Below are 14,372 nucleotides of genomic sequence, written 5' to 3' on the forward strand. Positions count from 1 at the left end.
GGCGAGCCCGGACCCGGCCCGGGGGTCGGTCTCGCTAGGTGCCCTTGCCGACCTTGAGCCCCGTGCCGGAGACCGTCGCCACGATGCCGTTCTTCTCGACGCGTACGTCACGCAGACGCAGATCGTGCGCTTCCTTGGGGAGGGTGAACGAGAAGGAGAGGCGGTCGGACAGCTCCGGGGGCCGCAGGGCGAGCAGGCCGGCGATCAGCTTCGGGTCGATGCCGATCCTCGACAGGAGCCAGGGGTGGTCGGCCACCACGTCGACGAGGTTGACGTGGGTGAGCTGCTCGGCGAAGCGGGGCGTGCCCGCCAGTTCGTGGAGCTTCTCCTCGTCGCGCAGGGCCACCTGGACGTCCTTGTCCGGCACCCCGAGCCGTTTCACCACGGCGGGCACCGAGAGCAGCGCCTTCACCCGGGCGGTGTCGCGGGCGATGAGTTCGGCGCTCTCGCGGTGCAGCGTCAGGCCCCGGTCGCGGCCGGGCCGGTAGATGGCGATGCCGGGCATGTCCAGGCTCATGCCGTCGATGTCCGTGGACAGACCCTGGTCGCCGTCGAGCCGCAGCTGAGCCGCCGCGCTGACGCGGAGTTCCTGTCCGGCGATGGTCAACTTGCCGTCCGCACCAACCGTGTTGTCGGTCTTGCGGCTGAACTCGACTTGTGAGGCGGCCAGTTCGCGGTTCATGTCGTCGAACGCGAGCGTGATCTCGCCGTTCAGACTGCCGATCACGGCGCCGCTGATGTCGCTGGGCAGGTCGCCCGTCAGCTCGATGTCGCGCGCTCCGGCCCGTACCTTCGCGAGGGAGACACGGTCGGCGGGCACATGCGGCACGGTGACGTCCACGCGTTCCAGGCGCTTGTCCAGGACCTGGGTGAGGAAGGGGAAGCCGTGGATGTCGACCTGGGGAGCGGCGGCAAGGCCGAGCTCGGACTGGAGCGCGTGCTGCGCCTTCTTCTCCGCGTACATCACCGCGCAACGGTCACCGAGGACCAGGAACCCCGCACCCACGACGAGGGCGATCAGCAGTTTGGTGGCGCGGGGCACGGCGCCGAGCAGGCTGCTGCGGCGTCGGCGACCGCGCCGGGTGCGGCGGGAGTTCGAGGCGCGGCGGCGACGCGGCGGGGAGGCGAAGAAGTCGTCGCCCGGCTCCGTGCGCGGATGTGCGGCGGCGGGCCCCTCGGGCCCCGGGGCGTCGGCGGTCGGAAAGATGCCGTCGGTCGGGGCGTCGCCGGCGGTCGGGCGGCCCGCCCATGTCTGCCCGGGTATCGCCCCCGGGAGACGCTGGGTGGCGGGGCCGGAACCGGAGCGGGTGCCGGAGGCGGGATCGGCGCCGGGATCCAGGGCGGGATCGGGGTCGGTCCAGGGTTCGTCGTCCGGGTGGGGGTCCGGCTCGGGGTCGGCCAGGGCGGCCAGTTCGTCATAGGGGTTGCGGTAGCGGGGCTGCATGCGGGTGGGGGTTCGCATCACCTCATCCCACCACACATGATCCACTCGTACGCGACTGCCGCTGTCGCTACGCCCGATATGCAAGATATGCACGATATGCCCGGCAGGCTCGCCGCGAGGGGCCGTGTGTGGCGGGCGGGCGTGGTGGACGGGCGTGGTGAACAACACGTCTGCGGGCGCGGGCCCGGCGCCCCCTGTTCCGCTCGGGCCCGCGTCCGGGCACCCGAGGCGTCAGTCCGCGGTTCGCGTCTGCCCGTGCTGCTTGCGGGCCGCCATCCACGCGTACACGAGGACACCGGCGAAGAGGAACAGGACGCCCTGGTAGACCGCTTCGTAACCGCTGCCCGCCACCAGCCACATGGAGAAGCCGAAGGCGAGGACCGCGAGGACCGCGTCGCGCGCCAGGCGGGAACGGTGTACGCGCTGCGACTGGCCACAGGCGAGGAAGTAGATCTGGGCGGCGGTCGACAGGAGGTAGGGGACGGTGGCGGTGAAGGTGGTCACCAGGACCAGGGTCTCGAAGACGCCCTTGGATCCCGCGGTGTAGTTGTAGACCGTGAGGAGGGATGCGAGGACGGCGGTCACCAGGACGCCGGCCGTCGGAACGCCGCGCCGCTTCGCGGCGAACACTTGCGGGAACAGCCCGTCCTTGGCCGCGGCGTACGGGGTCTGGGCGCTGAGCAGGGTCCAGCCGTTGAGGGCGCCGACCATGGAGACCAGCGCGGCGACGGCGACCGCGGTGCCGCCCCAGGAGCCGCCGAACATGGAGTTCACGGCGTCCGTGAAGGGCGCGGTGGAGGACACCAGTTGGTCGTGCGGGACCGTACCGAAGACGGAGAGCGTTCCCAGGAGGTAGATGAGGGCTGCTCCCAGGGTGCCCAGGATGGTGGCGCGGCCGACGTTGCGGCGCGGATCGCGGACCTCGCCGGCGCTGACGGCGGCGGACTCGACGCCGAGGTAGCTGAAGAGCAGGATCGCGGCGGACGCGGATATCGCGCCGAGCCCGGACTGTCCGCGCGCCTGGAAGGGGCCGAGGTTGGCGGGGTCGAAGAAGAAGAGTCCGCCCACGGCGACCAGGAGCAGCGGGGCGAACTTCAAGACGGTGGACAGGAGTTGGACCGCGCCCACGTACCGGGTGCCGGCGAGGTTGGCGAGGGCCGGGAGCCACTGGAGGAGCAGGGCCGCGGTGATCGTCGCGGCCTTGGACTCGTGGACGGGTATGAGGACGTCGAGGTAGCCGACGGCGGCGACCGCGAGGGCGGCGTTGGAGACCCAGGTGGTGATCCAGTACGACCAGGCGGCGAGGAATCCGGCGAAGTCGCCGAAGGCCGCACGGGCGTAGACGTAGGGGCCGCCGGTCCGGGGGTGGCGTTGGGCGAGCCGGCCGAAGACGAGGGCGAGGGCGATCGCGCCGGCGGTGAGGACGGCGAACGCGACCAGGCTGATCGTGCCGAACGGGGCGACGGAGGCGGGCAGCAGGAAGATTCCGCCGCCGATGATGTTGCCCATGACCAGCGCGGTGGCGATCGGCAGGCCGAACTGCCGGGCGTGCTTGCTCGGGGTTTCTTGGCGGGTCATGACGGGGTGGCAGGCCTCTCGTACGGGACAAACCTGACCATGGTCGGGTACGGGTGGCAGGCCGCCAAATCAGCCGATTTTGTCCTGTGCGGCCCCGCCGGCAACCGGAAATGGTCCTTCCGCTTGGCGGGGTGACGGCGAATTCTCCGGGCCGGCCAGAACGTCCGTACCCACCGGGACCTGCGGTCCCTGTCCCTCGCGCAGCCAGCGCCGCAGGACGTGATGGACCTGTTCGGCGCCGATGAGGTCCTCGCCGTCGGGTACGGGTGCGGTGAGGTCGAGCGGCGAGATTAGGAAGGGACGGGACTGCTCGCCGCCGAGTCCGCCGTGCGAGCCGATCTGCTCCTCGAAGGCGTGCACCTCGCCCGTGGCCGGGTCGTACCGGGAGTTGACCATGATGTCGGCGGCGTGCGGGAAGGTGTCCGTGCGGCGTACCGCGTCGGCCGCTCCCGGCCCGAATCCCTTCAACGGGCCCTCGTCGTCGGCGAGTTGGGAGATCGGCACCTCGGCGCCGCCGGGTCCGAGCACCACCGCGCCGTGTTCCTCGCTGCGGACGAGGAGGAAGCCGATGCCGGGGTGGTTCGCCAGGGTCGCGAGCAGCGCCGGGTGACGGCGGTCGATGACCTCGCGCGTCAGGCGGCCTTCGATGCCGGGGAAGGAGATCAGCCCGAGGTTGCCGGAGGCGAGCACCACCGGGTCGGAGTCAGGCTCCGGCCGGCGCTCCTCGCCCTCCCCGACCGGCCGGTGCAGCGCGACCCGCACCGCGTACCTGGCCTCCGCGCCGCTGCGGGTGCGCCGGGCGCGGCGCGGTACGGGCAGCCCGCAGCCGGCCCGTACGAGGTCCTTCAGGGTCAGTCCGAACGCGCTCTCAAAGGTCTCCCCGGGGCTTTGTCCGTGGTCGGACAGGAGCACGATCCGGTAGGGGCGGGGGGCGTGGCGGACGGCGCCGGCGATCAGGGCGAGGGAGCGGTCCAGGCGTCTGAGGACCTGCTCGGCGTCGCGGCCGCGCGGCCCGGAGTGGTGGGCGACCTCGTCGTAGGCGACGAGGTCGGCGTAGACCGCGGTGCGGCCGGCGAGCAGGTCGCCCAGGACGGCGGCGACGACCACATCGCGTTCCACGACCGTCGCGAAGGCGCGGATGAAGGGGTAGAGACCGCCGCGTGGGACGCGCGGCTGCTCCTTGCGCAGCCGGGCGCGGGTGGACTGGGTGAGCTCGCGGCCCACCTCGGCGACGAACGAGCCGGCGGTGCGCACCGCGTTGGCGGGGTCCAGGAAGTAGGCGAAGTATCCGGCGCGGGAGCGGTTGCGGCGGCCGCGCCGGGCGGCCGCGGTCAGGACGAGGGCCACCTGTTCGGCACCGCCGGAGAACAGGTTGCCGCGGCTGGCCCCGTCCACGGTGAGCAGTCCGCCGTCGCCGGTGCGCTCGACGGCGCGGCGTTGGAGTTCCACGGCGGAGGCGGGCCGGTTGGAGACCATGACCTCGCCGCTCTCCTTCTCGTACCAGCGGAACGCGGGCACGTCGAAGGTGGTGCCGTGCAGGATGCCGAGCTGACTGGCGCCGGTCTGGCTCGACCAGTCGGTGCGCCACGGCGTGAGGCGGTGGGTTCCCATCAGCCACGTGGCGACGGTGGGCATCAGGCCGGTGGCGACGGCGTGCCGCAGCACCTGTTCGCCGACCCCGTCGAGCTGGAGGAAGACCAGGCCGGGCGGCAGCGGCCCGGCGGCGAGGCCGCGTCGGCGCCTGCGGCGGTCGGCGAGCCGGGAAAGGCGGTGCCGGTAGGCGTCGTCGTCGCGCACGGCGAGCGCGGTCGAGGTCGCGGAGGCCACCGCCGACATGACGGCCGCGACGATCACCGCGGTCTCGGGGTTGGCCGTGCCCTGACCGGTGGGGATCAGATGGAGCGCGACCAGGAGCAGCGAGCCGTTGAGGAAGAACACAAGCAGGCCGAGGACCAGCGCGGGCACCAGCAGGAACGCCCGCACCACGAGCGGCCACACCAGCGCACTGAGCAGCCCGAACGCGCCGGCGCCCCAGGCCGCGGTGAGGGCGACGCGGGTGAGGGCGGCGCCGTCGGCGGAGGTGAGCCGGAAGTCGGGCAGGAGGCCGGCGAGCAGCATCATGGTGAGCGTCGAGACGACCCACACCACGGCCACCCGGAGCAGGGCGCGGCCCGTCGTACGCCATCGCCCCACGCCGCCCCCGCCTCTCGCCTCGCCTGTTCCTCCTTACCCTGCCACAGGGGCCGGCGGGGCTCGGGGGCGCGTCGCGGCGGGGGTCCTGGGCCGCTCAGCAGCCGTCGTATCCGGCGGTGGGCATCGACAGGCGGCGGTGGATGTGGGCCTTCTTCGCGGCGTCGTAGGCGGGCTCGTCGAGGCCCGCCGTCTCCAGGCGTACGCCCCGGCGCTCACACTCGGCGGAGAACTCCGGGACCGATGTCAACGCCCGTGCCAGAACACGGTCGTTGGCGGCGACGAACACGTCGACGAGGCCCGCGTCCACATCCGTCCAGAGCCCCAGGTGGTCCGGGCGCAGACCGTAGAACAGCAGCTGTCTGGTGACCACGTACCCGCGGCCCGCCGCCCACGTCTCGCACAGCTCGTGCTGGCCGCGGGTGTCCACCAGGAAGGGGTCGAGGCCGAGTTCCTCCAGCGGGGTCAGGCTGGCGATCGCCGCCACACGCACCTCGTCCATACCGTCCCCCTTGGATGAGAAGTCCGGGCCGACCCTACTCATCACGGGCCGGAACGGCCGCGGTAATGCCAGATCTTCCATCCGTCCTGGTTCGGCGCCCGGGTCCCGGCTCCGACGCTTCGATGGTGTGCCATCTAGGCTCATCAACAACCGTCGTCGCTCGTGGTCGAGTCAAGGGGAGGATTTCCGTGCCGGTGGAGGTCACCTGGTGGGGTCATGCCACCTGCACGATCGAGGATTCCGAGGTGCGGCTGCTCACGGATCCGCTCTTCGCGCGGCGCCTCGCCCATCTGCGCCGGCGCCGGGGCGCGGCGCCGCCGCCGGAGGCCGCGGTGGCCGACGCGGTGCTCGTCTCGCATCTGCACGCCGACCATCTCCATGTTCCCTCGCTCGCCCGCCTCGCGCCGGGCACCCGGCTGATCGTCCCGGCGGGGGCGGTGCGTTCGGTGCCGGGGCTCGCGAAACTGGGCCTTGACATCACGCAGGTGCGGGCCGGTGACACCGTCCGCGTCGGGGACATCGCGGTACGGGTCGTGCCGGCCCGGCACGACGGGCGCCGGCTGCCGTTCGGACCGCATCGCTCCCCCGCGCTGGGCTATGTCGTCGAGGGCACGGCGCGGACCTATTTCGCCGGGGACACCGGCCTGTTCGAGGACATGGCGGACGCGGTCGGGCCGGTGGACGTGGCGCTGCTCCCGGTCGGCGGGTGGGGCCCGCGCCTGGGCCCGGACCATCTCGACGCGGGCCGCGCGGCCGAGGCCCTCGCCGCTCTGGGAGCGCTCTCGGCGGTGCCGGTGCACTACGGAACGTACTGGCCGATCGGCATGGACGCAGTGCGGCCGCATGAATTCCACGCCCCGGGTGAGGAGTTCGTACGGCATGCCGCCCGGCTCGCCCCGAAGGCGGCGGTGCACCGGCTCGGCCACGGCGAGCGTGTGCGTCTGGAGGCGACCCGTTGAGTGCGACCCGCTTTGTCGAGCTGGCCTTCGCGGTGACGCCCGGGGCGACCCAGCAGGCCGCCGGATATCCGATGCTCTTCGTGCTGGTCGCCCTCGGCTCACTGGTGCCGGTGGTGCCCACGGGGGCGCTGGTGTCGACAGCCGCGGTGGTCGCCTTCCATCAGACCGACTGGTTCTCGCTGCTGCTGGTGTTCGTGGTGGGTGCGGTGGGCGCGTTCCTCGGCGATGTCGCCCTGTACTGGCTCGGGCAGCGCGGGGTGCGTTCCAAGAACGGCTCGCGCCGGCTCGCGGCGCTGCGCGGCCGGGTCGCGCCGGAACATCTGGAGCAGGCCCAGCGCAAACTCCATGACCACGGCGTGGTCGTCCTGGTCCTGTCCCGCCTGGTTCCCGCGGGGCGGATCCCGGTGATGCTGGCGTGCCTGCTCGGCGAGATGCCGCTGCGCGCCTTCGTGCACGGCGATGTCCCGGCCTGCCTCGCCTGGGCCGGAGCGTACGGGCTGATCGGCATACTCGGCGGCTCGCTCTTCGACGAGCCCTGGAAGGGCGTGGCGGTGGCGGTCGCCCTGACCCTCCTGATCAGTGGAGCGCCGGCGGGGTGGCGCAGAATGCGGCGCGGGCGGGGGCGGGTGGCTCCGGAAGGGGGCTGAGAGCGCTCTCGGCCTGCGGCTCGGGGGGCGTCGACGCCGGGCCGTTCCGTCCTGCCGCTCCGGGTTCGTCGGCGCTGGTTCCTCGGCTCACGTCTCGGTCAGGATGCGTGAAGCGCCGACCGGCAGGTCCCACAGGTTCTCCCGGGGGTGGCCGGCCCGTTCCCAGGCGGCCCTGACCCGGGTGAGCGGTTCCAGGACCGGTTCGGCGGACAGCACGAACGCCGCCCAGTGCATCGGCGCCATCCGGCGGGCGCCCAGGTCCGAGAAGGCCTGTACGGCTTCCTCCGGGTCGGCGTGCACGTCCCGGAGCCACCAGCGCGGTGCGTACGCGCCGATGGGGAGCAGCGCCAGGTCGATCCCTGCGTACCGGCGGCCGATCTCCTTGAACCAGTGGCCGTACCCGGTGTCTCCCGCGAAGTAGAGCGTGTGTCGGCGCTGGTCACGCAGGATCCAACCGCCCCACAGGGAGCGGCACGTGTCGGTGAGTCCGCGTCTGGACCAGTGGTGGGCCGGTACGAAGTCGAAGCGGACGCCTTGATATTCGGCGGCTTCCCACCAGTCGAGTTCGGTGACGCGGTGGAAACGGCGGCGCCGGAACCAGCGGCCGAGGCCGGCCGGGACGAAGAGAGCGGTGTCGCGCGGGAGTCGTTTGAGGGTCGGGGCGTCGAGGTGGTCGTAGTGGTTGTGGCTGATGACCACGGCGTCGATGGGCGGCAGGTCCTCCCAGCGAACGCCGACCGGCGTGATTCGGGGCGGGATGCCGAGGATGCGCCGGGACCAGACGGGGTCGGTCAGGACGGTGAGCCCACCGATGCGGACGATCCAGCTGGCATGACCGGCCCAGGTCACGGCCGGGGCGTCGAGGGTGGCCGCGGGCAGCTGGCCCGGCGCGAAGGGGAGGTCGGGGATGGCCCGCAGCCCCTCGGGACTCGGCCGGATCGCCCCCTCGCGGGCCAGCCGGGCCATGGCCCGCATGCCCGGAAGCGGCGCGGTGAGCCGGTCGGCGAAGGAGCGGGGCCAGCGGCGGAGCTCACCGAGCGGGCGCGGCTCGGGCTCCGGCTCCAGCTCCGGCTCGGGTTCCAGCTCCGGCTCCGGCTCCGGCTCCGGCTCCGGGGTGACCGCAGCGGGCACGAGGTCCAGGGTCTGCGGGGGCTGCATCGGCTGCGCGGACTGCATCGGATGCCTGGGGTGCTCGCCCCGGCCGCCCGCCCCGTCCGTCCCGTCCGTCCAGCCCATCTGGTCCGTCTGATCCGTCTGATCCGTCATCGGGGCAACTCCGTTCCGTGGCGTCGCTCGGGTCGGTGGCAGGGCGGGCGGGCCGCAGGGGTCGGTCATGGGTCAGCGCAGTTCGGCGAGTACGGCGGTGAATCGGCCCAACGCGGCGCGTACGTGAGGGAGTTGGAGGGGGTTGGCCGCTTCCAGGGAGTCCAGGCGCTGCTCCTCGGTGGCGCCGAGGAGGGGGCCGGTGGCGAGGCGCACGCGCAGGGCGCCGAGTTCGTCGCCGAAGCGGTGGCCGCCGGGCGTGGGGGTGGCGAGGCGGGACGTCAGGTAGTCCTCCAGGTCCATGGAGTCGGTGACGCCGTGCGTGGCGAGGCGGGCGCGGAACGGGCCCAGGTCGGCGTACAGGTGGCGCCCGGCCTGCGGGACCTTGGCCATGGCCCCGGCGTCGAGCACGACGCGGTGGGCGGCGGCCGCGACACGGGCGTACAGGGCCGCGGCGCGGCGGGCCCGCTCGACGACGGGGTCCGGTTCGGTGAGGGCGAGCGCGGCGGCCGCGGCGAGGGGGGCGGGGACGACGGCGCCGAGCGCGGCGAGGATGTCCAGGGTGCGGGCCCGGCGCGGAATGTGGGCCGCCGTGTCGGGGAAGCGGGCGACGGCGGCGGGCCAGCCGGGCGGGGTGAACGCGCCGCCGAGGTCGGCGAGGACGGTGACGTCGTCGGGGCACATCTCGGCCGGGCTGATCGGTACCGTCTCGTGCGGCCGGTGCACGGTGTCGCGCCAGGTCTCGTCGCTGATGATGTGCAGTCCCTCGGCGACGGCCGCCTCGCAGGCCTCCCGTACCGTCTCGGGCGGCGCCATCGTCGCGGTCGGGTCGTCGGCCACGCAGAGCAGCAGGATCCGGGGCCGGCCGCCCTCGGCGCGGACGCGGCGGACGGTTTCGAGCAGGGCGTACGGGTCGGGTACGCCGCCGCATTCGGCCGGGGTCGGTACGTGATAGGCGGGCGTGCCGAGCAGCCGGGCCTGCGGGGCCCACCACGCCGGGCAGGGCCTCGGCATCAGGACGTCGCCGCCGTACGCGCCGAGCAGCGCGATCAGGAGGGGCTGTGCGCCCGGGGCGGCCACGACGCGCTCGGGGGTGGTGGGCAGTGCGCGCCGCAGCCAGTACCCGCGGGCCGCCTCGCGCAGTTCGGGTCCGCCGCCGGGCGGCTCGGGTTCGGTCCGCCGGGCGGCGGCCTCGAGCGCGGCGGCGAGTTCGGGGAGCACGGGCAGACCGGGTCCGGGCGCGGGCGGGCCGTAGCGCACCGGTCCGCGCCCTTCGGCGGCCGTCCCCTGCATCGCGTTCCTCCTCGGCCCCCGTCCGGCACGAGCCATGCCCTTCAAGCCCTTTATACGGAGGTTTGGCCGACCCCGCCGCTTGTGTGGGCGCCGGGGGCGAGGTGGGGCGGGGTGGGTCAGCCGCCCGGGTTCGCCAGTGCGGAGAGTTCGGATTCCAGGCCGCGGCCCTTGGCGCGTACGACGGCTTCGGCGACGTCGACGAGTTTGCGGTTGGTGCGCTGGGAGACGGTGCGCAGAAGAGCGAAGGCGTCCTCGGCCTCGCAGGCCAGGACGTGCATCACGATGCCGCTGGCCTGGTCTATGACCGGGCGTGAGCGCAGGGCCGTCTCCAGCTGCTCGACCTCGGCGAGCGCGGCGCGGTAGCGGCGGTCGCGGACCAGGGTGGCCGTGGTCTGGCTGGCGAGGATGCCCACCGGTCCGCGTACGAGGTGTTCGAGCGAGCCGGGCCGGTAGGAGTAGAGGCTGACCGTGACCTCGATTCCGGACTGGCACAGGGGCAGGGTGACGCAGGAGCGTACGCCGGATTCGAGGGCGAGGGCGCGGTAGCCGGGCCAGCGGTCCTCGGTCAGCAGGTCCTCGCTGTCGACGGGTTGGCCCGCCTCCAGCGCGCTCGGGATGGGCCCCTCGCCCCAGGCGAGCTGGAGGGAGGTGAGCGGGGCCAGGTCGGGGTGGGTGGCGGTGACTCGGCGTTCGGGCCCGCTGTCGGTGATCGTGGCGGCCGCTCCGCAGCAGGCGGGGGCGCAGCGCACGGCCTGTTCGGTGAGCAGCGACAGGCGCCGGGCGGTGGAGGTCGTCTCGGGTTCTTGGCGTTCCGGCTCGGGCAGTATCACAACAGCCTCCTTCTGCTGCGTCTTCCCGGCGCCGGGCAGCCGAAACGACAGGCTCCCGGGCGCCGTTGGCAGGGGCTAGCTTTCTCCCATGACGCAGAGGGAAGACGACTTCGGCGAGGAACTGGCGGATTTCGTCAGACGGGTGGGCGAGCTGCGCACCGCGCGTGCTCGCCCGGCCGGCGACCAGTCGGTGGTACTGGACGCGGCCCTGTTCGAACTCCAGCACGTGGCCGAGCAGTTGTGGCCGCGCTATGAACGCCTGGCTGCCGCGTCGGGGACTCCCTCACCGGTCGAGCGGCAGGAACGGCAGCTCTTGAAAGCCCTGTTCCAGCGGTTGCCGCTGCCGGTCGCGCTGGTCGACCGCGAAACCGTCGTCCGCAGGCTGAACTTCGCCGCGACCGGCCTGACCGGGGTCCGGGCCGGTTACGCCACCGGCCGTCCGCTCGCGGCGCTGCTCACCCCCGGCGACCGGGCGGCGTTCCGCTCGCAGGCCGCCGCGGTGGCCCGGGGTGAGGGTGATCGCGGGATCGTCGTGCACCTCCAGCAGCGCCCCGGGGAGCCCCTGCTGGCCACGTTGACCGCGCTGCGGCCGCCGGACGAGCCGCACTCCGCGGTGCTCGTGGTGTTCCAGGCGGGCAGCGCCGGCGGCCCGGTGTCCGCTCCGCCTCCGCCTGAGGTCCCCGACCTCGCCGAGTCGACCCGGCACGCCCGCCTCATGGACGTCGTCGACCTCATGGCGTCCACCTTGCTCCAACACCCGCCGGGCGAGCGGGAGTCGGTGCTCTCGGGGGCCGCCCGCGCGCTCTGCGGACGCTTCGCCGACTGGATCGTGGCCGACCTGGTCGACGGGGAGCTTCGCCGCACCGTGGTCCTGGGCCCTTCGGACGCGGCGGCCGACGCGCTGCTGCGCACGCTGGCCGACCAGGACCCCATGAGTTGCCCGCTGGTCGTCGAGGCGGCGCGGGCCGGGAACGGGGCGCTTCAGGTGCGGCCCGAGGACATCGACGGGTTCGGCCGGGATCCTTCGGGGACTCCGGTGCTCGCCCGCGCGGAGGTGTCGTCCCTGATGTGTGTGCCGCTGGGGGCGCCCGGTCCGGTGGCGGGGGTGCTCACACTGTTCCGCACCGGTTCGGCGCGCCCCTTCTCGATGGCGGAGGGGCAGGCGATGGACATGATGTCCCGTCATATCGCGCTGGCTATGCGACGTCCGAGTCCTGACGCCTCGACAGATTCTGCTCTCCGCGCGCCAGTTGAGGTGCCCAGTGCGTCCTGCGCGGCCGCGTCGCCGCCCTCGCCCGCGGTGCCGCCGCCCGCACCTTCGCCTTAGCCCTGGCCCGCTCGGTCGCGCTCACGCTCCGCGTCCTTGCAGCCGTCGGGGCGACCTGCGCCCGTACGGTCCTCGTCGCGTCCTTGGGCGGCCCCGTCCTCACCGCGGCGTCCGCTCCCCCGGTGGTCGGCGCGCTGGACGCGCTCTCGGCGCTCGGAGTCGCCCGGGGCGTACGCGCGGCCGGACGGGTCGGCCGGGTGTGCTCGTCGTGCGCGTCCCGAAGGACCTGGTCCCGCAGCCGGCCGCAGCAGCGGGTGATCAGGCGGGACACATGCATCTGCGAGATGCCGAGGTCCTCGGCTATCCGGCTCTGCGTCATGTCCCGGAAGAAGCGCATGTAGAGGATCTTCCGCTCACGCTCGGGAAGACAGCGCAGGCCCGGCTTGATGGACTCCCGGTCGATGACGATGTCGAGAGCCGGGTCGGCGCTGCCCAGGGAGTCGCTCAGGCTGTATCCGTCGTCGCCGCCGGGGAGTTCGGCGTCGAGGGAGAGCGCGCTGAAGCTGTCGATCGCTTCCAGGCCGGCCCTGACCTCGTCCTCGGTCATGCCGGTGTGCGCGGCGAGGTCCGCCACTCCGGGCCGCTGGACGTCGGCGCTCGCGACGAGTTCCTGCGTCGCGGCCCGCACCCGCCCCCTCAAGTCCTGTACGCGGCGCGGCACATGGAGGGTCCACATGTGGTCGCGGAAGTGCCGCTTGATCTCGCCGGTGATGGTGGGCACGGCGTAGCTCTCGAAGGCGGCGCCGCGGGCCGGGTCGTAGCGGTCGACGGCTTTGACCAGGCCGAGGGCGGCGACCTGGCGGAGGTCTTCGAGCGCCTCGCCCCGGTTGCGGAAGCGTCCGGCGATCCGCTCGGCCATGGGCAGCCACGCGCGGACCAAGTCCTCGCGCAGGGCGTCCCGTTCGGGCCCCTCGGGCAGTGCCGTGAGGCGTTCGAAGTCGGCCGCGGTCCTGGGTGCGTCGTCGTGCGGGTGCCTGTTCTTCGCCGTGGTGGTGTGGGTACGCATGGGATCCGGCTCCCTGGAGCGGTGCGGCGGTCGATGGTCACCGGGGAGCCGGCCCGGCCTGGGCACGCCCGGAGCGGACAGCCGCTCCCACGGACGTGCCTCCGGTCCGAAGCACGCCATGCGCCTGCCCGGCGTCCGGCGGACCAAACGTGGCGGGTGGCGGGCGGCCGTCAAAAGGGTGCTTCTCGTTCGCGCGACCCGGTCCCCGACCCCGGCACACCCGGCGTCCAGCGACGCCGAACCCCTGGTGGGGGCCGGTTGGGCGGGGGGTGCCCGGGTACCCGCGTGGCATGACGCACACCTCTTGGCACAAGCGACTCGGCGCCCAGGACCGGGCGCTTTTCCACTTCGCGGCGACCCGGCACTGGCCGGCCGCCGAGGCCGTTCTGCCCCGGCTCAGCCGGTCCGCCAATCATGGCGTCCTGTGGTTCGCGACGGCCGCCGCGATGAACGCGACACGCTCGCCCCACGCCCGGCGCGCGGCGCTGCGCGGGGTCGCCTCGCTCGCGCTGGCCTCGCTGACCGTGAACACCGTGGCCAAGCGCTCGGTGCGCCGGGCGCGGCCGCTGCTCGACGCGGTGCCGCTGGTCCGGCAGTTGAAGCGCTACCCGATCACCACGTCCTTCCCCTCCGGCCACGCTGCCTCGGCGGCGGCGTTCGTGGCGGGCGTCGCCCTGGAGTCGCCCGCCTGGGGTGCGGTCGTGGCCCCGCTGGGCATCTCGGTGGCCGCGTCCCGCGTCTACACGGGGGTGCACTATCCCGGTGATGTACTGGCGGGCGCGGCGCTCGGCGTGGGCGCCGCCTTCGCGGTCCGCGCGCTCGTACCGAAGCGCTCCCCGCTCCCGTCGCCCGAGCACCCGCACGCCGAGACGCCGGCGCCGCCCGCCGACCCGGACCCGGTGGTCGTCGCCGACCGCGCGCCCGGCACCGTACGACGGTGAAGTGAGCGTGCGCGGCCCCCTCGCCTTCCGGCCGGGCCGGGAAGCGAGGGGGCTTGTTGCCGTGTGATGGTGGGGTCCGCGCGTGAAAGGAGAGCACGGGAGAGCGGGCGATCCGGTCAGGCGCCGTCGCGCGGGAGCAGTGGGCCCAGCGGGCCCAGGTCGATGTTGAGGTCTTCGGGGCGCAGCCCGAACTTCGACCGCAGCTCCTCCATCCTGCTTTCCAGGAGCATGAGCGTGAGCCCGATCCGCTCCTCCTGGTCCTCGGTGAGTTCGCCGGTCTCCACGCGGCGCAGCGCCTGGCGTTCCATGAGCTGGCGCAGCAGTTCGACGACGGTCAGGACGAGCCGCGCCAGATCGCGCTCCACGGTGTCCGCGTCGAGCTCCACCCGGCG

The 14,372-nt window shown here is 73.4% G+C and carries 11 protein-coding genes and 2 pseudogenes; 4 read left to right on the top strand and 9 right to left on the bottom strand.

Annotated elements, in window-relative coordinates; all coding sequences use genetic code 11:
- Positions 1 to 34: 34 nt before the first annotated feature.
- The 4 genes from DWB77_RS07790 to DWB77_RS07805 form a co-directional block, all read right to left on the bottom strand.
- Entirely contained in the window at positions 35 to 1,462 is a 1,428-nt protein-coding gene (locus DWB77_RS07790) for an LmeA family phospholipid-binding protein (protein WP_246033453.1), read from the bottom strand.
- A 213-nt stretch (positions 1,463 to 1,675) separates the two neighbouring features.
- Positions 1,676 to 3,022 carry an amino acid permease gene (locus DWB77_RS07795; RefSeq protein ID WP_120720550.1) on the bottom strand — a complete coding sequence of 449 codons (1,347 nt, stop codon included), beginning with the start codon at positions 3,020 to 3,022 and terminating at the stop codon, positions 1,676 to 1,678.
- Positions 3,023 to 3,091: 69 nt separating this feature from the next.
- Positions 3,092 to 5,215: a phage holin family protein gene (locus DWB77_RS07800; protein WP_120720551.1), complete on the bottom strand. Its 2,124-nt coding sequence runs from the start codon at positions 5,213 to 5,215 to the stop codon at positions 3,092 to 3,094.
- Between the two features lie 94 nt (positions 5,216 to 5,309).
- A complete protein-coding gene (locus DWB77_RS07805; RefSeq protein ID WP_120720552.1) occupies positions 5,310 to 5,714 on the bottom strand; it encodes a hypothetical protein in 405 nt (134 codons plus the stop codon).
- 188 nt (positions 5,715 to 5,902) lie between these two features.
- Here DWB77_RS07805 and DWB77_RS07810 point away from each other — a divergent pair, with 188 nt between their 5' ends.
- Positions 5,903 to 6,673, top strand: coding sequence for an MBL fold metallo-hydrolase (locus DWB77_RS07810; protein ID WP_120720553.1), 771 nt, complete (start codon positions 5,903 to 5,905; stop codon positions 6,671 to 6,673).
- A 71-nt stretch (positions 6,674 to 6,744) separates the two neighbouring features.
- Complete coding sequence (locus DWB77_RS07815) at positions 6,745 to 7,320, top strand: DedA family protein (RefSeq protein ID WP_120727501.1); 576 nt, start codon at positions 6,745 to 6,747, stop codon at positions 7,318 to 7,320.
- A gap of 87 nt (positions 7,321 to 7,407) precedes the next feature.
- Here the strand turns inward: DWB77_RS07815 and DWB77_RS07820 are convergent, their stop codons facing one another.
- The 3 genes from DWB77_RS07820 to DWB77_RS07830 form a co-directional block, all read right to left on the bottom strand.
- A complete protein-coding gene (locus DWB77_RS07820; protein ID WP_246033454.1) occupies positions 7,408 to 8,586 on the bottom strand; it encodes an MBL fold metallo-hydrolase in 1,179 nt (392 codons plus the stop codon).
- 72 nt (positions 8,587 to 8,658) lie between these two features.
- Positions 8,659 to 9,876 carry an aminotransferase class I/II-fold pyridoxal phosphate-dependent enzyme gene (locus DWB77_RS07825; RefSeq protein ID WP_120720554.1) on the bottom strand — a complete coding sequence of 406 codons (1,218 nt, stop codon included), beginning with the start codon at positions 9,874 to 9,876 and terminating at the stop codon, positions 8,659 to 8,661.
- 116 nt (positions 9,877 to 9,992) lie between these two features.
- Positions 9,993 to 10,706, bottom strand: coding sequence for an ANTAR domain-containing response regulator (locus tag DWB77_RS07830; RefSeq protein ID WP_246033455.1), 714 nt, complete (start codon positions 10,704 to 10,706; stop codon positions 9,993 to 9,995).
- Between the two features lie 88 nt (positions 10,707 to 10,794).
- Between DWB77_RS07830 and DWB77_RS07835 the strand changes: the two genes are divergently transcribed.
- The gene (locus tag DWB77_RS07835) at positions 10,795 to 12,033 is read left to right on the top strand and encodes a PAS domain-containing protein (protein ID WP_120720555.1); all 1,239 of its coding nucleotides are present in this window, start codon (positions 10,795 to 10,797) and stop codon (positions 12,031 to 12,033) included.
- A gap of 211 nt (positions 12,034 to 12,244) precedes the next feature.
- Here DWB77_RS07835 and DWB77_RS38780 read toward each other — a convergent pair.
- Positions 12,245 to 13,039: pseudogene (locus tag DWB77_RS38780) on the bottom strand (RNA polymerase sigma factor SigF); the annotation flags it as partial.
- A gap of 290 nt (positions 13,040 to 13,329) precedes the next feature.
- On the opposite strand from DWB77_RS38780, the pseudogene DWB77_RS07845 reads away from it, so the two are divergent.
- A pseudogene (locus DWB77_RS07845) lies at positions 13,330 to 13,977 on the top strand (phosphatase PAP2 family protein); the annotation flags it as partial.
- Positions 13,978 to 14,096: 119 nt separating this feature from the next.
- Here the strand turns inward: DWB77_RS07845 and DWB77_RS07850 are convergent.
- On the bottom strand, positions 14,097 to 14,366 hold the full coding sequence (locus DWB77_RS07850) for a gas vesicle protein K (RefSeq protein ID WP_120727507.1): 270 nt from the start codon (positions 14,364 to 14,366) through the stop codon (positions 14,097 to 14,099).
- Between the last annotated feature and the right edge of the window lie 6 nt (positions 14,367 to 14,372).

Origin of the sequence: Streptomyces hundungensis (assembly GCF_003627815.1) — a bacterium.
Lineage (GTDB): Bacteria > Actinomycetota > Actinomycetes > Streptomycetales > Streptomycetaceae > Streptomyces > Streptomyces hundungensis_A.

What these genes read in the sequence shown, in the direction of transcription:
- DWB77_RS07815 (WP_120727501.1), top strand. Translation starts at nt 6,745, where the DNA reads ATGCTCTTCGTGCTGGTCGCCCTCGGCTCACTGGTGCCGGTGGTGCCC.
- DWB77_RS07795 (WP_120720550.1), bottom strand. Translation starts at nt 3,022, where the DNA reads ATGACCCGCCAAGAAACCCCGAGCAAGCACGCCCGGCAGTTCGGCCTG.
- DWB77_RS07820 (WP_246033454.1), bottom strand. Translation starts at nt 8,586, where the DNA reads ATGACGGATCAGACGGATCAGACGGACCAGATGGGCTGGACGGACGGG.
- DWB77_RS07790 (WP_246033453.1), bottom strand. Translation starts at nt 1,462, where the DNA reads ATGCGAACCCCCACCCGCATGCAGCCCCGCTACCGCAACCCCTATGAC.
- DWB77_RS07825 (WP_120720554.1), bottom strand. Translation starts at nt 9,876, where the DNA reads ATGCAGGGGACGGCCGCCGAAGGGCGCGGACCGGTGCGCTACGGCCCG.
- DWB77_RS07835 (WP_120720555.1), top strand. Translation starts at nt 10,795, where the DNA reads ATGACGCAGAGGGAAGACGACTTCGGCGAGGAACTGGCGGATTTCGTC.
- DWB77_RS07805 (WP_120720552.1), bottom strand. Translation starts at nt 5,714, where the DNA reads ATGGACGAGGTGCGTGTGGCGGCGATCGCCAGCCTGACCCCGCTGGAG.